11 protein-coding genes are annotated in these 18,598 nt (G+C 41.8%); 4 read left to right on the plus strand and 7 right to left on the minus strand.

The annotated features are described in order from the left end of the window. The first annotated feature begins 27 nt into the window (after window positions 1-27). Together DXB63_RS06190 and DXB63_RS06195 are read left to right on the plus strand one after the other, a co-directional pair. Window positions 28-1,395: a sigma-54 dependent transcriptional regulator gene (locus tag DXB63_RS06190; RefSeq protein WP_122125539.1), complete on the plus strand. Its 1,368-nt coding sequence runs from the start codon at window positions 28-30 to the stop codon at window positions 1,393-1,395. 19 nt (window positions 1,396-1,414) lie between these two features. Next, a complete protein-coding gene (locus tag DXB63_RS06195) occupies window positions 1,415-2,716 on the plus strand; it encodes a PAS domain-containing sensor histidine kinase (RefSeq protein ID WP_122125540.1) in 1,302 nt (433 codons plus the stop codon). 800 nt (window positions 2,717-3,516) lie between these two features. Here DXB63_RS06195 and DXB63_RS06200 read toward each other — a convergent pair. The 4 genes from DXB63_RS06200 to DXB63_RS06215 form a co-directional block, all read right to left on the minus strand. Next, a complete protein-coding gene (locus DXB63_RS06200) occupies window positions 3,517-5,778 on the minus strand; it encodes a T9SS type A sorting domain-containing protein (protein ID WP_122125541.1) in 2,262 nt (753 codons plus the stop codon). 97 nt (window positions 5,779-5,875) lie between these two features. After that, window positions 5,876-7,213: an MATE family efflux transporter gene (locus DXB63_RS06205; protein WP_122125542.1), complete on the minus strand. Its 1,338-nt coding sequence runs from the start codon at window positions 7,211-7,213 to the stop codon at window positions 5,876-5,878. Window positions 7,214-7,311: 98 nt separating this feature from the next. Then, on the minus strand, window positions 7,312-8,886 hold the full coding sequence (locus DXB63_RS06210; protein ID WP_122125543.1) for an Rne/Rng family ribonuclease: 1,575 nt from the start codon (window positions 8,884-8,886) through the stop codon (window positions 7,312-7,314). Window positions 8,887-9,122: 236 nt separating this feature from the next. Continuing rightward, window positions 9,123-9,398 carry an HU family DNA-binding protein gene (locus DXB63_RS06215; RefSeq protein ID WP_122125726.1) on the minus strand — a complete coding sequence of 92 codons (276 nt, stop codon included), beginning with the start codon at window positions 9,396-9,398 and terminating at the stop codon, window positions 9,123-9,125. A gap of 268 nt (window positions 9,399-9,666) precedes the next feature. On the opposite strand from DXB63_RS06215, the gene mutY reads away from it, so the two are divergent. Then, complete coding sequence (gene mutY, locus DXB63_RS06220) at window positions 9,667-10,713, plus strand: A/G-specific adenine glycosylase (protein WP_122125544.1); 1,047 nt, start codon at window positions 9,667-9,669, stop codon at window positions 10,711-10,713. 701 nt (window positions 10,714-11,414) lie between these two features. On the opposite strand, the gene DXB63_RS06225 is transcribed toward mutY, so the two are convergent. From DXB63_RS06225 to DXB63_RS06235, 3 genes are read right to left on the minus strand one after another with little or no spacing between them, the layout of a single operon-like run. Continuing rightward, entirely contained in the window at window positions 11,415-13,955 is a 2,541-nt protein-coding gene (locus DXB63_RS06225; protein WP_122125545.1) for a choice-of-anchor J domain-containing protein, read from the minus strand. 25 nt (window positions 13,956-13,980) lie between these two features. After that, window positions 13,981-15,726 (minus strand): T9SS type A sorting domain-containing protein, encoded by a 1,746-nt coding sequence (locus DXB63_RS06230; protein ID WP_122125546.1) that lies wholly within the window; start codon window positions 15,724-15,726, stop codon window positions 13,981-13,983. A gap of 44 nt (window positions 15,727-15,770) precedes the next feature. Next, on the minus strand, window positions 15,771-17,507 hold the full coding sequence (locus DXB63_RS06235; protein ID WP_122125547.1) for an Omp28-related outer membrane protein: 1,737 nt from the start codon (window positions 17,505-17,507) through the stop codon (window positions 15,771-15,773). 627 nt (window positions 17,508-18,134) lie between these two features. On the opposite strand from DXB63_RS06235, the gene DXB63_RS06240 reads away from it, so the two are divergent. Beyond that, the gene (locus tag DXB63_RS06240; protein WP_122125548.1) at window positions 18,135-18,590 is read left to right on the plus strand and encodes a single-stranded DNA-binding protein; all 456 of its coding nucleotides are present in this window, start codon (window positions 18,135-18,137) and stop codon (window positions 18,588-18,590) included. Window positions 18,591-18,598: the final 8 nt, after the last annotated feature.

The following is an 18,598-nucleotide window of genomic DNA, read 5'->3' on the forward strand; positions in this document are numbered from 1 at the left end:
CGTTACTTTGATAAACAAGAACAAATTATGATATTAATAATAGATGATGACAGTTCGATTCGTTCCTCGCTGACGTTTATGCTGAAACGTGCGGGATATGAGACGGAAGCCGTGCCGGGCCCGAAAGAGGCGATAGAGGTAGTTCGCTCCACTGAACCGGAACTGATTCTGATGGATATGAACTTCTCGCTGAGCACATCGGGAGAAGAAGGGCTGACGCTGCTGCGCCAAGTGCGCATCTTCCGTCCGGAAGTACCTGTCATCCTGATGACGGCATGGGGCAGCATACAGCTTGCGGTACAGGGTATGCAGGCGGGAGCTTTCGACTTTATCACAAAACCTTGGGTGAACAGCGCTTTCCTTAAATCCGTAGAGACGGCACTTGCATTGAACCGCAAAGAAGACATCGCTCCTGCGTCCAACCGTGGAGAAATGGACGGGAAGTTCAGGTTTGATAAGATTATAGGGCGGTCTCCGGCATTACTCGGCGTACTCAATACCATCGGGCGTATAGCCAAGACCAACGCTTCCGTGCTGATTACCGGAGAAAGCGGAACGGGTAAGGAGCTGATAGCCGAAGCCATCCACATGAACAGTCCGCGTGCAAAGGAAGGTTTTGTCAAGGTCAATCTGGGAGGCATCTCCCAAAGTCTGTTTGAGAGTGAAATGTTCGGACATAAGAAGGGAGCATTCACGGATGCGGGAACCGACAGGATAGGGCGCTTTGAACTGGCAAACAGGGGGACGATATTTCTGGATGAGATAGGAGACTTGGAACTGGGTTGTCAGGTAAAGCTGCTACGGGTGTTGCAAGACCAGACATTTGAAATGCTGGGCGACAGTCGTCCGCGCAAGGTGGATGTGCGTGTGGTGAGCGCCACCAACCGTGACCTTACGCAGATGGTGCATGAACATACGTTCAGGGAAGATCTTTTTTATCGTATCAATCTGATAACCGTCCATCTGCCGGCGTTGCGGGAACGGCGGGAGGATATTCCTCTGTTGGCGCATTATTTTGCCGACAAACAGAGCGAGCTGAACGGATTGCCCCGTGTGGAGTTTGCTTCGGATGCGGTGGAGTTCCTGAAACGCTTGCCGTATCAGGGCAATATCAGGGAACTCAAGAATCTGGTGGAGCGCACGATGCTTGTCAGTGGAAAGGAGTTACTCACGGCACAAGACTTTGACGCGCAATATCTCCGTCGCGATGAACCTGCGCAGGCGGGTTTCCGTCCGGGCATGACGCTCGAAGAGATGGAGTGCCAGACTATCTTGCAAGCACTGGACAAGTACAATAATAACCTGTCGCAGGTAGCTTCGCAACTGGGCATCAGTCGTGCGGCTCTTTATCGTCGTCTGGAGAAGTACAACATTACGGTGAACGACCGCCGCTAGGCATTAAAAACATCCGGTCATGCGAATCAGATATTACTTCCTTATCTTCGTCTTGCTCTTGCTGGTAGTCCTCTCTCTGATGACTTATCTGATGGCGGGTAATGGCACGACGCTGTTTTATGTCATGGAGTCCGTCATCTTCCTGACCATTGTGTTCCTGATCGTCTTCTACCGGAAGATAGTAAAGCCCTTGAACACGATAAGCAATGGTATGGACTTGCTGAAAGAACAGGATTTCAGTTCGCGCCTCAGCCCCGTGGGACAGTATGAGGCCGACCGTATCGTAAAGGTGTTCAACCGGATGATGGAGCAATTGAAGAACGAACGTATCAACCTTCGTGCACAGAATCACTTCTTGGATTTGCTGATACAGGCTTCTCCTATGGGGGTGGTTATCTTTGATCTGGACGGGCATATCGTCTCTTTGAATCCTTCCGCCGTGCGTATGTTCGGTTTCACTGTAGAAGCGGAACTGCTTGGTAAGATGCTTGCGGAGATAGATACTCCCTTGTCGCAGGAACTTTTGAATATGCGTTCGGAGGGGGTGCGTACGGTGCGTCTGAATGATTCCACCATCTATAAATGTACGCTTTCCTCTTTCGTGGACAAGGGGTTCCGCCATTCCTTTATTCTTATCGAGAGTCTGACGCAGGAAGTGATGAAGGCGGAGAAGAAAGCCTACGAGAAGGTAATCCGCATGATAGCCCACGAGGTAAATAATACGACGGCGGGCATTACTTCCACGCTCGACACGGTGGACTCTGCCTTAGGCGGAATGCCCGACACGGACGATATACGTGAGGCGATGCAGGTATGCATAGACCGTTGCTTCGGCATGAGCCGTTTCATTACGAACTTTGCGGATGTGGTGAAGATTCCCGAACCGTGTGTCTCTCCCGTCAATCTGAATGAGGTGGTACTTTCCTGCAAGCGGTTCATGGAGACCGTTTGCCGCAACAGGAACATCAGTGTGCACGTGGAACTATGTGAGAAGCCGTTGGACGTAAGTCTGGATACGGTTCTTTTCGAGCAGGTCTTGGTGAACATCATGAAGAACGCGGCGGAGAGCATCGGCACGGACGGCGATATTTATATACGTACTACCGCCGCCCCTGTCAGCCTTGAGATTGCGGATACAGGCAAGGGGATAGACAAGGAGACGGAGACAAAGCTCTTTACTCCGTTTTTCTCCACCAAACCGCATGGACAGGGTATCGGACTGATTTTTATCCGTGAAGTCCTGTTGAAACATAATTGTACTTTCTCCCTGCGCACCTATGCCGACGGGCTGACGAGGTTCAAAATCCGCTTCCCCGCATGATATAGGTAGGGGCATCTGTAGGTCGCTTTTCTCTCCTTTTCTGTTCACTATGGCACGAACGTATGTGTTCGCTATGGCATGAACGTACGTGTTCACTATGACATGAACGTATGTGTTCACTATGGCATGAACGTATGTGTTGCGGTAGGTCAAACTAAATGCCGAAGGTTCGCGGATGACACGGATCGGGCGGATAGGAACGGATTCAATCCGTCTTTATCAGCTTCATCCGCGTCATCTGCGAACCCTGTTCTTATGGAGAAGCCAAGGAAGCTCTCCATCTGTTTATAGAGGGAGTACCCCGTAGGGGGGAGGGAGTTCTTCTAAGTTGATAACTCCTCCGTCACTTCGTGCCACCTCCTCTATAAACAGAGGAGGAGCTGTCCCCCCTCTTAATGCCGAAGGTTCGCGGACGACACGGATCGAGCGGATAGGAACGGATTCAATCCGTCTTTATCAGCTCCATCCGCGTCATTCGCGAACCCTGTTCTTATGGAGAATCCAAGGAAGCTCTCCCTCTGTTTATAGAGGGAGTACCCCGTAGGGGGGAGAGAGTTCTTCTAAGTTGATAACTCCTCCGTCACTTCGTGCCACCTCCTCTATAAACAGAGGAGGATTTGGGAATCCTCTTAATGCCGAAGGTTCGTGGACGACACGGATCAGGCGGATAGGAACGGATTCAATCCGTCTTTATCAGCTTCATCTACGTCATCCGCGAACCCTGTTCTTATGGAGAAGCCAAGAAAGCTCTCCCTCTGTTTATAGAAGGAGTACCCCGTAGGGGGAGGGAGTTCTTTCTATTACATCTTCATGAATTTCCGTACACTTCTCTTGTCATCCTTGCCGACGATAATCACGGCATAAACACCCTTAGACAGATTTGCTGTGTCCACCACCTGCATGTTTTGCGATGCAGACACTACTGCTCCGTTCATGGAAACGATTTGCAAAGAAGCAATCTCACCGTAAACGATCAAGGCAGTCTCGGTCTGGTACATATCGAAGGATTCTTCTTTGGCGGAATCTATGGCAGAAGGATCGTCGTCATCATCATTCTCCACCTCTTTATAACCCGAAACATACAGGTCGGTGATGTACATATCGCCGCCTTTGGTGTTCGTCAGCTTGACAAGAATCGGTGATTTCGTTTTTGTACATAGGGCTGCGATATCCTGTTCGGCAGAAGTGCCCGTGCTGTAATCCTTTGTCTTATCTGCCGACCATGTAGCACCGTTGTCCACAGAATAATTTACCTTTAGCGTTCTGCCGCCCGTGCAATAGAGTGTTGCTTTCAGTGAGCGCAGACTTGGCAAGGTGAATGTAACGGAAGTCTCCTTTTGGATGCGGAGGGCACCTTTGCTACCGCCGTAATTACTGTTGGGCCGGTCTTCGGGGGCATCACCTGTTCCGTCTGCCGATTTACCTACATAGGCCGGTTTTACGTTGGCAGATAAATCCCCGATGACGGAAGATATGGTTTGAGGAAGGGCGGCATCCTGAAACTTATACCAGTCGATGAATACATCCTCTGCATAATATTTACCGTTTTCTTCCCATTCATTGTCACCCGGTTCTACTTCGGGCACACTACCGTCGTTCTCAGGCATTACGAGCGTATATTCATTGTTATCCGTGCCATATTCAAAAGCACCCATATCGGCTGTTCCGTTGTGAGGAAGCGATAGCGTAATCCCGTAACCGGTCTTTGTGCCGCAAAGTTTATATTCCTCTTTATCGCAGTCTTCTGTTTGCAGGTTATCGATGTTCGTTCCCTTATCTTTGAAGATACTGTTGGCGGTCAGTCGTCCGAACTTCAGCGGAAGTTGTCCGTCTGCTTGTCGCTTTGCAATGGCATCCTCATATGCCAGACTGATAAATTCGGAAGTATGGTCGTTGACCTTTTTGCTATAAGATGCCCCGGTGAACGGGTCGGTACCGTCACGGTCGCTATACGGACTTGCACCGTCGATATCCGTCCAACTGCAAGTCTTTGTATCTACAGTGGAGATGGTGTTCTTGTTAGTTTGGAACTGATGGTTGCGTTCCTTTCCGCCGAATCCGACGCAGTTGTACACGTGCCATTTGCCATTGGCGGGAGCAGCCATGTTGAACCCGAAGTTGATACCGTTTCTCACGGAAACGCAGTTGAGCATATACGTTCCTTCATTATGATTGTTTTGGTCGAAGCCCTTATTCAGATTATCCGCCGATATACAGTTTGTAAAGACATGTCCGCCGTAAGACCTTGTTTTCTCATTGCTTCCGCCCATCTTGAAACCATTGCCGTTTCCTTTGTTGTAACCGTTCTTCATGGTCCAGCAGTTATCTACGACAATCGGGAATACCGTATAATAGAAGTCCCATCCGTCATCCGAGTTGTACCATGAGCGGCATCCGTGAAACTCGTTTCCCGGTCCGGGAAATAATTTTACGGCAAATCCGTCGGCATCACCGCCGTTGCTCCACACATCACAGTTATTATAAGAATCACAGTTGAGCACGATGTTATAACGTCCGTATTCAAACTTCTGGTTACGGGTGTTCTCCCCGTTGCTTCCTTTTCCGAATCCCTGCTGCAGTCCTGTATCACCGTTATCATGGAATGTACATCTTTCAATCACACAGAAGCTGCCTTCCAGTTTCATGGCATTGTCCGGAGCATTGCAGAATTCCAAGCCCTTGTAGTGCCAGTAGTTGGCTCCTATCTTGTGATAGATACCGCGATTGGCTTTGGCTACATCCTCCGGGGTATTTGCCAGCTTCTCGAAATTGATGACCGGCTTCTCGTCTTCGTAAGCAAACAGGCAGATACGTGCATCCTTTGTTCCGGTTTGCGTCACATTGATGGTAGCTGTGGGGTAGTAAGTTCCTCCTCTTACATAGCAAATATCTCCCGCCTGAAGCATGGATATCGCTTTCTCGATGGTAGCGAAAGGAGCTTCCAACTTACCGGAATTACTATCTTTCCCATCCGGTGAGACGTAATAAGTCTTTGCATCAATATGGGTTATGTTCAGTATCAGGCATACTGCAATCATTACATAGGTCAGTTTGTTTTTCATTCTATATTCCTTTTAAGTTTAACTTATCTGAATGCAAAACTATGCTTTATGCTGCAAACCTATGTGAACATATTAATTTTCTATGTAGAGAAATTGACTAAATCCGTTTGTTCTGCCATTTCCCTTTCTTCATGTACCACCATGAGAAAAGGTAAATGAATCCGCCGTATACATGCTCGGTAGTCCAGCACCATGCCACGTCTATTCTCAGGTAGAATATCATATAGCACACGTAGAGGACATAAATAATCAGCGTAGTAAACTCAAGCATTAATGCGGAGCGTGTATTCCCTGTACCGGATACGGCTTGGAAATAGATATTCCCCGGTACGAGGAACAAGTAGGCGGAGCATAATACCCAAAGTGCCGGAGTGGAAGCATATACCAATTCCTGGGAGTTGGTATAGATGTGTAATATCAGCGATGGAAATACGGCAAAGATGATGATGATGGGTGCTACGAAGTAATAAGCCATCCTGATAGTCTGCTTTAGTGTACCTCTCACATATTGTATATCACCTGCTCCGATAAGGTTGCTGATTAACGTGCTTGTCGTCGAGGCAAAAGCGATAACCGTCATGAAGGGAATAGCTGATACATTACGGATAATATTGGTGATGGCGAGCGAACGTTCTCCAAGATGTTCTACTGCAATGAAAAATAAGAACCAAGTGGACATGGACAGGAAGTTCTGTATCATCGTCCATAAAGATACATTCAGAATGCGCTTTAATATTCCCCACTGGATGCCGGAGAAGTGGTTTAAACCGTATTTCCTGAAATCTATCTTTCGACAGGTATAAATGATAAAGAAGATGACGGATACCAGTTCCGCTAAAGATGATCCGATAGCGGCTCCTGCGATACCCAATGCCGGGAAACCGAATTTACCGAATATCAATATGTAATTGAATATCACATTGGAGAGCACCATTACGATGGAATTCAGAGTCAGAGTTTTGGTTTGTGTAGTACCTACGAAGAATGCGCGGAACATAACTCCGATGAAAGAGAAGAAAAATCCGTAGACACGCCAGTTGATATACGAAACGGTAGCATGAAATACTTCATTCGATTGGATGATATCTTTCAGGATATATGGGGAATACAGTTGGGATAAAACAAACATGACAACGGCCAATGATAACAGGAATACCACTCCCTGATAGAATATGGAACCGATTTGCTTGTAGTTACCTTCCCCATTACGTCGCCCGATAAGAATCTGTGCTCCGATACTGAAGCCGAAAGCTATCATGAAGATTATCATGTAATAAACTCCGGCAAGGGCGGATGCACCCAGTTCGATTTCTCCTACGCGTCCCAGGAAAGCTGTGTCCGTCATGCCTATCAACTGCTCCATAATCAGGCTGACAAGGATAGGATAGGTTATAAGCCATATTTCTTTATAGCTGTATTTTGTTGGTGTGTTCATATAGAATTTTGTATGTATGATGATAGTAATAGTAAATAGATAGAATGGGATGAAAGGAAAAGAAAAGCTGTTCTTTTATCCTAGAACAGCTTTATCTTTTATTTAATTTCAATTTCCTCTTTCATATCGATCTCGTCTTTATTGGAATCATAGAATTTATATTCCAGAAAGGCGAGGCTCTGATCGGGGATAATCTTAATACCAAAGCCGTACTTCATTTGCCATTTACGCCGTAAGGAAATAACTCCCTGATTAACGTAGGCTGAAATATACGGATGGATGTGTAGTTTGAATTTCTTAATCTTCAGTTTATTGACCAGATAGTCAATTTTACTCTCTAATGTGTCTGTGAATAGGATAGAGGGTTTGATAGTACCTTTACCAAAACAAGTAGGGCAAGTTTCGCTGGTATTGACATCCATGGCCGGACGTACCCGTTGACGGGTTATTTGCATAAGTCCGAATTTGCTGAGTGGCAATATATTATGTTTCGCTCTGTCCAACTGCATGTTTTGACACATACGTTCATAGAGCTTCTGCCTGTTTTCAGCTTCGTTCATATCAATAAAATCAACTACAATGATACCTCCCATATCTCTCAGGCGAAGTTGGCGTGCCAGTTCATCGGCTGCACCAAGATTTACGTCAAGAGCATTGGCTTCTTGTCCGTTGCCGGATTTGGAACGATTACCGCTATTTACGTCTACTACGTGCAGAGCTTCGGTATGTTCAATAATAAGGTATGCACCGCTTTTATATGATACGGTTTTGCCAAAAGATGATTTGATTTGTTTGGTAATACCAAAATTGTCGTAGATGGGAAGCTGACCTTTATATAACTTTACGATTCCTGCCCGTTCAGGAGCAATGAGAGTCACATAGTCTTTTACTTCTTCATAGACCGCTTCATCATTGATATGGATGCTTTCAAATGAAGGATTGAAAAGGTCACGTAATAAAGCAACGGTACGGCTGGTTTCTTCATAAACCAATGTCGGTAGTTTTGTCGCTTTCTGTACTTTTACAATGCTTTCTTCCCAATGTTTCAACAAGACTTTAAGCTCGGCGTCAAGTTCCGCAACGCGTTTTCCTTCTGCAACTGTACGTACGATTACCCCGAAATTTTTGGGTTTGATACTTTGTAACAGTTGTTTCAGTCGGGCACGTTCTTCGCCTGATTTAATTTTTTGAGATACGGATACCTTATCATTAAAAGGGATTAAAACCAAATATCTTCCTGCAAAAGATAGTTCGCAGGTCAGTCGTGGTCCTTTTGTTGAGATAGGTTCCTTTACGATTTGAACAACAACTTCTTGTCCTACTTTCAGCGCTGTAGATACAGTACCATCTTTATCAATATCAGGAAGAATGGTTGCTTTGGAAATAGGATTGAGTTTTTTTCGATCGCTTATCGTCTGTCTTACATATTTGTCTAGAGAGTTGAATTGAGGACCTAAGTCTAAATAATGAAGAAAAGCGTCTTTTTCATAACCAACATCCACGAAGCAGGCATTCAAGCCGGGCATCAATTTCTTAATGCGGCCTAAATACATATTGCCCACGGAGAAAGAAAGATTTCTTCCTTCCTTTTGAAGTTCCACCAGATTCTTGTCTTCAAGAAGTGCGATGGAGATTTCTTTGGGCTGTACGTCAACTACTAATTCGCTCGTCACGGTTACTTTTTTCTTAATTAATTAAACTTTACTACTTAAACAAAGAACAAACCCGAAAGACTATTTCTTTGCAAGTTTGTTCTTTATTTCTGTTTTGCAGACTAAAATTTATTTTTTGCTTTTATGTCTGTTCTTTCTTAGTCTTTTTTTACGCTTGTGAGTAGACATTTTATGTCTTTTTTTCTTCTTTCCGCTTGGCATAGCTTCAAAATTTTATGGGTTAATACTCTTGTTTGTTATTTTTTTACTGCAATTGTAAATGTCTTTGCAGGTTTGAATGCGGGTATATTGTGCTCTGGAATAATGATTGTAGTGTTTTTAGAGATGTTACGAGCTGTTTTTTGTGCTCTTTTCTTCACTACAAAGCTACCAAACCCGCGGAGGTATACATTATCTTCTCTTTCTAAAGAGCCTTTTACAGCATCCATGAATGCTTCTACGGTTGTAAGCACTGTTGTCTTATCGATGCCGGTATTTCTGGCAATCTCGTTTACGATATCAGCTTTTGTCATTTTACTAAAAATATAGTTATACGTTCTCTTAAAATTTTGGAATGCAAATATATAGCTTTTTAGTTTCTCAAAAAAATATATTATGAACATTTTTATAGAAAATCTTTTCAGGGCATGTTTGAACGTTATGATTATTCATGGTTCGGTTGCTTTATATTAATAATGTATGAATGATATTTCTTGTATTCTGTAAAAAGAGTAAAAGAGAGATTGTCTATATCCCGAATGGTTGTATCTTTGCCGCTACAATCGGAAATGAAAACAATTGATGAAAGATTTCAGTAATACGCTTATTGATTGGTATGGCAGTAATAAGAGGGATTTGCCTTGGAGAAATACTACCGATCCGTATCGGATATGGATTTCAGAGATCATTTTGCAGCAAACGCGAGTAGTACAGGGATATGATTATTATTTGCGATTCATCAATCGTTTCCCCACGGTTGATGTGTTGGCGTATGCAAAGGAAGATGAGGTGCTGAGGCTTTGGCAGGGCTTGGGTTATTATTCACGTGCCCGCAATCTGCATGCTGCTGCGCAGAGCGTAGCGGGTCGGGATTTTCCTAAGACTTATGAGGGTGTGCGTGCGCTTAAAGGTGTTGGCGATTATACGGCTGCTGCTATTTGTTCCATTGCTTACGGGTTGCCTTATGCAGTTGTTGATGGAAATGTCTACCGTGTTCTTTCCCGCTATTTTGGAGTTGAAACACCGATAGACAGTACCGTTGGAAAGAAAGAGTTTGCCGCTTTGGCGCAAGAACTATTAAATAAGGAGTGTCCGGGTTTATATAATCAAGCTATTATGGATTTCGGAGCATTGCAATGTACGCCTTCCGCATCGGATTGCCTGTTTTGTCCGTTGGCAGACAGTTGTGCCGCATTGTCGAAAGGTCTGGTAGATAAATTGCCTGCAAAACAGAAAAAAACGAAAGTCCGTAATCGTTATTTTACTTATTTATATGTTCGGATAGGGGAGTATACCTTTATAAATAAGCGGGCTGATGACGATATTTGGAAAGGATTGTACGAATTACCTTTGATAGAAACGGATATGGCGTTGGAGGGAGAAGAACAGCTATTTGCACTTCCGGCTTTTCAGACTTTTTTAACGAAGGATGAACAACCGGTGTCGGTTCGTTTGCTTAAAAAAGGAGTAAAGCATGTTCTTTCCCATCAGATACTTTATACTGATTTCTATGAAGTGGAACTCCCTGAAGATTCTTGTTCTTTTGCCGGATTTACTAAAATAAAGCGGGAAGATTTGCCGGATTATGCTGTTCCCAAGTTGATTCATTCATTTTTAGAGCAGTTTTAAATTGGTGAAATTTGCCTTCACCTTATCACTATTTGAAGGTAAATCGTTATATAATAACAAGTTAGAGTGAAGGTAACTTTTTATGCGGTAAAAGCCGATGGTTCGCGGATGACGTGATCTATTTTTTGGGGTAGTTCATGCGTGATAAATGACAAAAGCTCCCTCTGTTTATAGAGGGAGTACCTCTGAAGAGGGGAGGGAGTGTCTTTTTCTCAATTCTCAACTTAAAAAAGAACTCCTCCGTCACTACGTGACACCTCCTCTATAAACAGAGGAGGAACTTTAATTCTGACTTGTCCATTTTTTTGTGCAGTTCACAAAAATAGTACCTTCACTCTAACTGAGTAATAATCAATCACAAAGGCGCAAATAGTGATAAGGTGAAGGCAAATCAAAGTAAATTGAATAATAGCTAAATCAGCAAAATAAGCAAGCCAAAACGCCTAAGGGGGCGTTAGCTTACGCTCCAGTAGATGTAAGCTATCGCTCCCTTAAGCGTTAGGCAATACTCCCTTGAGCGTAGAACATCATCCCCTTAGGAATTAAAAACGACCTTGATGTTTTTTTCAAACATAACGGGTCTCTTAAATAATCATCAGGTTGTTTGAAAAAAACATAAGGTCGTTTGATTACGAAGATACGGTCGATTGTCTGCAAACTCCTATCGTTTGCAATCGATCGACCGTATGTTCTTTGGACTATTATTTAACTAATACCTTAGCCACTTTCGTCCCGGCTTTGACAATGTAACTACCTGTTGATACACTGACTGTTACACTTGAATCGGATTTAGATGAACTGTAAACTAACTTACCGTCTACTGTGTAAATCTGTATCGGTTCATTAGTTATACCGGAGATCTTTATTCTGCCTTCACTTCCTGTGATAATAATATTTTCGGCTGAAGTTGATTCTATGGCATTTCCTATTACATTTATACTGATTTCATTCGAGTATAATGATTCACCCTTGTCATATACAGTCGTTACTTTGTAGGTATGTGTATTTTTACCTACTGTATTGTCGGCGTAAGTTGTTGCGTTGACCGGAGTTTCCGTTATTTTTGTTCCATCGCGGTAAACGTTATATCCCTTCAGTGTCAAACTTTCCATACCGTCCTTATATGAATAATACAAATCGTCTATTAGCAACGCGCTTACATCTGATGATATACAATGGATTGCAAAGTACTTGGCATTATCAGGAATAGTGAATGTATAGGATGTCCATTCTCCCGGAACACTTGTAACTTCTTCTAATTTTGTAAAGCTGGTTGTTGCATTATCGGTAGTAGAGGTCAGCACTTCAAATGTTTCGTTTCCTACCTTAGCATCCGCTGTTTTTGCATAGAAAGAGATTACTTGTCCGCCTGTTACGATCTCCGGAGAGATTAACCAGTCGTCATTTGTTGCCGGTCCGTCAAAACAAACTAACATTTGTTCGCCGGAATAAGGTTTCCACATTTCGTCATCGGCTACTCCTGCAGAAGCAGGATTGAATACCATATAGGCTTTCGGGGCAGTTGCATTATCATACGTGCCTTCTCCTGCTGCACCGGTCTCTCCTTCATCACCGTCTACCATCGTCCAATTACCTATGTTTGTTATGGCAAATGCTGTGTAATCTTCAAATCCGTCGGTCATAGATTTTGAGATAGGAGAACCTGCACTGTAATCCGGAGCTGTCCAACTTAAATTAACCGTTCCCTCATCTTCACTACCATTTAAATCTGTTACAGTAGGATACTTCGGAGTAATGATTTTAATGGCTATCTCGTCGCTGTTGTTGTTACTATTATCCAAATCTGCACTCCATTTGATAATTGCGTGATAGTTGAGAATGCCGGAATCTTCCAACTTCGTTTTTATAGTGAATGCAACTTTTGATGTCTTGCCGGGATTCACTTCGGAACCGGCTTTGGACTCTAATACCGTTTCCCCGCTATATAGTTCTACGGTATAACCCGAAGCTGTTAATGATCCCATGTTTTTTACATTGATGTTGATTTCCGCATCATTCCCTGCCTTTACTTCCAATGGTGCTTCTACGGATTCCAAGAACATGTCATAGCCTATGTTTTGTTCAACTTTTATTTGGTCGAGTTGTAGCTGGAACTTTCCTGCATCACTACATGCTTGGAAGCCGATGTGATAATCTCCATCTGCGGGGACAGAAACCGTTACTTTTATCGTATGCCATTCACCGTCTGTAAGTTCCATTGGAGATACCAACTCCGTGGTCATACCTTCAACGGTAGGAGCTGTGCCCATTGCTACTTTAATACGCTCTGCATCTCTATTTCTATTACCGGTTTTGAAACTCAATGTATATAAGGAATTTGCTTTCAGCTGGATAGTCGGAGTTATTAACCAGTCATCTGCACCATTGGCCATATTGAATTGGTAGAAAGCTATTTGTGTCGATTCATTATATTGCCAGGTTCTTGCGTCATCATTGGCATTAATGATTGTCATTGTATTAAAGTCTTCTTCCGTATCGAACGATTGATAGTAGATGATTCGATCGCTACTGCAATCCACTGTCACTTCATTAGAAAAATCAGATTCTACTGTTTCTCCACCTTTATCATAAAAAACTGTAACTTTGAATTTGTATATTATAGGTTCGGTACCTACATACGTATATGCAGCCTTAGTTATATCTTTCAGGTCGGGGTTGGAATTATCAGTAATAGATACTCCGTTAAGATAGATATTATATCTGAAAAAGGCAATAGAGTCTCCGAACACAGGAGCTACCCATGATAAGGCTATATCCTCACCAATCTGCTCTGCTTTTAAGTTTGTGACTTTCGGATAAGTGGGGCGAAGTATATTTATTTCTTTTGTTTCGGATGTATTGTTTTCTTTATTTACGTCATCCCCTTCTATTTTAACATAATATTTCTGCTTGGCATTGAAATTCAAGTTCGGTGTGATACTGAATTCTATGTTAACTTCCGCTCCCGGTTGTAAACGTGCTTCGGAGCTACCTCTTGCAGGGCGATGCATTGCAAGGCTGTTATTGTTTTCGTCACATAAATTGACTTCCCAAAATTCTTCTGTAACAGGTGCTGTATCTCCGACATTTTTTACTGTAACTTTCACTATACCGGTGGTCCCGATTGTTATTTGAGATGGAATCTGAAAATCGGTTATAGCATAATCTACGTCTGCATATAGTCCGTATGGCAACAATAATGCCATCATCATTCCGGCTAATAAATCCTTAATTCTTTTCATGATCGTTTATTTTTAGTGTTAGTATTTATTTCACAATTACTCGTGTTGATTTGCTATCCTGTTTAGTTTGGCATCTTATGATATAAATGCCACTCCCTATATTTGCCTCTTTATTCCAAACGATGGTATGCATTCCCTGTGTGATTACACCGTCATATATAGTTGCCACCTTTTGTCCGGAGACAGAGTATACATCTACTCGGGCTTTTCCGGTTTCTTCGATGTTCAACGTTATCTCTGCCTGCTTATCAATTAAGGTTGGAATAACCGACAGTGATTGACTATTGTTTATTTCATTGATTGCAATTCCATCCGGACCTTTTTCTTTATATCCTAATGAACCGTCAAGGTTAATTCTTTGCATATACGTTCTGTTGTCGACTGTGACACCCTCTATTTCCCGTTTGTCTTTCCACATAGTAACCCAGTACCAATTGTCTGTCAACGGAGATGACTCGAGATCACCCTTATTGCAGGCAAAAGAAGAAAAACACATACCATGTCCGTCTGCATCCACATTCGTAACTTGACCATCGGCCTTATTCATAAGAGTCATATAGGCTTTTACGTCGACCCATGCGGCTTCCAACATATAGAATGCAGCGACTTGTCCGTTGCCTGCTTTTTGTATAGATTGATAACCTATGGCAGTCGATGAATACGGAGCAACAATAGCTCCCGTTTCTTCCCATTTTAGTTCACCGGTCATTGCCATTTTTTGCCCCATCAAACGAAAGTGGTTTTGATTTGCATTCTTTTCAATCCAACATGCGAAAAGCGTATTATCCTCTTTATCGTAGTAAAGCTCCGGTCGATAACCTCCCAATCCTTCCGTATAACCTACTCTCTCTCCCTGATTACCGGATACAAAACCGTAATCTCCGTCGGATTTTATATAAGATACGTATGGGGAAGGAAGCTTCGGATCATTGCGGAAATCATACCAGCTGACGAAAACTCCTCCGTTGTCCGGGTCAGGAAATGCTTTTACTACAGCATAAAAAGGTATATTGGAAACATCCGATGGTAATTGTCCGCTAAAAACAGTTGTTTTCCAGATTTCTTCACCGTTTGCATTGAATTTTTTGGCACTGATGCCGCCTCCGCTATAAACAATAATGAATTCATTATTGCCGGCTTTGCAGAGGTAAGGATAGACTCCACTTAGATAATCTTTTTTCCATAAAATTTCTCCGGAAGGTGAGATACAGCGTAGCATCGTTCCGCCCATTCCAAACCAGCTGACAATATAATTGCCATTCTCCAATTGAATCATTTTGAAGAAACCTTCAAGATCGGTAGTTTCTCCATCTTCTAGATCAAGTCCGTCTTCAGACCAAAGCATTTCACCTGTTGGTGATACTTTATAAAGAGTATAGCTTAGATTTTGGTATTCTGCCGGAGAATTACGGCTATCGCTTATAGCAATAATGGCATTTCCGTCTTTATCTACAAGTAGTCCTTCATTTACCATCACGTAGGATCTGCTTCGCTTTCGACTGATTATTTTACCTTCATCTTCTGTGAATAGTTTTTTGCCTTTAATGTCCATTATCTGAAGATGTACGATAACCTCGCATGGGTCATCGTAAATTGGGGTCTGATACATTACATAGATGGTTCCGTCAGGAGCTATTTGGAATTGGTGATTCCAAACTTCATTGCCTATAACCGATATCCTGTTGTTCTTCAGGGGGTTACTTGACCATTGAGCTGTCATAGTGATTGTGCCGAGTAAGCACACACATAATGTTAGTAAAAACTTCTTCATACATTTAAAATTTAAAGGATTAGTATTATAAAGCGCCTTGTTCTCTAATTAATAATGAATTTGAGTGTTTTCATATAGTTACCTTGCTCTATATTGAAAAGGTAAACTCCGGTTTTTAGTTCCCCGAAAGGATAAATTTGCTTGTATGTTTCGCCGGATCTCACAAAGTTGTGTTCACAGAATAGTTTTTCTCCTATCAGGGAATAAACGGTGAATATTGCTTTTCCTGTGCTTGAGGGCTTAAAATTGAGTTCTATATTTTTATTATCAGGATTTACCGTAATTATAGCATCGGATACAATTTCTTTATTTGTTATTGCTGAAGGCAATGATGTATAAAAGAAAGCCCGTGTGCCTGCCAATGTAATCGAATAATTTTGAGCGATAAGATCGTGATTATCCTTGTATAGTTTGAAATATCCCGGTGGATTCTGTATCCCGTCTCCCCAAGTGTCTGTAATTTCGAAACAATAATTTTTGTTTGGCTCTAATTGTGCACTCTCTTGATATACTTCGCTTTTACCACTCTCATAAGGACCAAATTGTTTTATAATCTTTCCATCCTGATCTTTTATCGTATATGTATTCTCTTCGGAAGACTTATCTGTCTTTAATTCAATAAAGATTATCGGAGTTGATTCGATGGGTTTGGAGAAATCTCCTTCTAAAACATTTCCGTTGAATGCTGTTCCATTGATAGCGGTTAATTGAATTTTGTATTTATTACTTCCTTTTATGGTATACGATGATACGGGAATTTTTATAGCTGTTGTTGCGAAAGAAGCAATGTTTCCTGTCCAACCGGCATTTTGCTCTTCCTCGTTGATGGTAACTTTAAAGTCTGCTGATGTAATGGGTTGATCGGAAGTATTAGTTAGCTTAACCTCAAAGAAATTGTATCCGTAACGTCCGTTGATAACCATATCTGGTTCATATAACTTTCCTCCAATCGGTTTGGAATAGTTATTATAAACCGGTTTCCCTCCGGTAACATTTTGTACGACTTTATCTTTCGTCGTGACGAATGCCAAAACTTCTATATCTTCCGGCTTAACTTCAACCGAATTTATGTCGGCAGGAACTGTATATGTATATTCTTTGGTAAAATAGCTTCCTTTGGCTGGTGCCGGACTGATTTCATCTCCCCATATTGGAGTAACGTATCCTCGTAGCATGTGTTTATGAACATAAGTTCCACTTGCTGTTTGACTTCCGTTTTGTGGACCCAGTATATTGTTTTGAATCCATGCTACATTCAAGTATTGTTCTGTATCTTCTACTTCTGAAGTATAATATCCTTCAACTTTTATTTTAAGTTCCTTGCTATTCCCATCATAAGAACTACTAATCCAAAGGTTTACAGGAGCATCCTCCTCATGTATTATTTTTGCTTTTTTGATCCATTGGGAACGGCTTATAAGTATTGATGTTGAAATGTCAGAGAAAAATGTCCTGTTTATCATTCCGCATGGATAGCCCGCCTTGTTGGCACCCATAGCAACATCAAGTTGTTCCCCTATTTCGGTGCGAAAATCGGGTTCACCATTGCTCGGTTCTGCATAATATCCGGAATGTATGGCGATTACATACGCATTTTCCGGATGGAAAGTTGCCAGAGTATTGGCAATAGCATGTCCGTCAGGACAATTTCCACAATGAATTCCGGTAAATTCTTCTAATAAAATGTTCTTTTTTTGAACGGTAGTTGGTACTTCATATCCATATATAGGATATAGTGTTAGTAATACCAATGCTAAGCTGAGAAGTAGTAAGTGTTTCATGTGCGCATCTTTTTTGTAAACTAAAATTTTGTTTTGTTCTCTGTGCTATGAAAACAAATTTAGTTGCTGTTATTCATTTTACCTAATAAATCACCATTACTCAGCTACGCTAATTGTTTAAATATTTTATCCATTTACTACGCTAATATAAACTAAAAGATTATAAATTAAATATTTAGTAATCTGATTGGATAAGTATATTTTTAATTTTAAAATGAGATAAATGATAGAATAATGTTATTTACATTGTTCTTTGATGTTTATCTGCTATGAATTATAGGGAAATAAAACTGTTATCTTGAAGATTAATATAAAAAGAATGCGTTTTATTATAGATTGTTTGTATAGGTTGCTTCTGTGTAAGCTAAAAATAGGAGAGGAGATAGTTATTCTCGGATATGTTTTTAAAGGTATTCGAATCGTTTCATTAAAGTGAAATTTGTATTTGCTTGAGGTATGTTGTGATGTGATTGAGAAATAACTATCTTTTGGAGATGAAATGATTTATCAATATAAGTGCTTATTTTAAATTTATAGGCGGAAAACATGATGAATTTGTATCTCAAAGTTTGTTTTATATTGTAATTCTAATTAATTTTGGCGTCAAATAACTAATAAAGTAAGATTATGTCATTGAATAAGATAATGTTGATTGGCAATGTGGGGAAAGAACCTGAGGTAAGATATTTGGATTCTGGAGTAGCTGTGGCTACTTTTTCTTTGGCAACAACAGAAAGAGGATACACATTGCAAAATGGTACGCAAGTACCTGATCGTACGGAGTGGCACAATATCGTGCTGTGGCGCGGATTGGCAGAAGTTGCTGAAAAATATGTTCACAAAGGTGACAAGCTTTACATTGAAGGGAAAATCAGAACTCGCTCTTATGATGATCAAAATGGTCAAAAAAGATATGTAACGGAAGTATTTGCTGATAATATGGAGATGTTATCTCCGAAAGGTACTGCTTCGCAGGGTGGTGCATATGTTCCTCCTGCCCAACCGCAAGGACAACCTCAATCAGTGCAGCAACCTAATGTATCACCAATACAGGATAACTCGGTAGATGATTTACCGTTCTAGATTGTTTA

The organism is Bacteroides sp. OM05-12 (genome assembly GCF_003438995.1).
GTDB lineage: Bacteria > Bacteroidota > Bacteroidia > Bacteroidales > Bacteroidaceae > Bacteroides.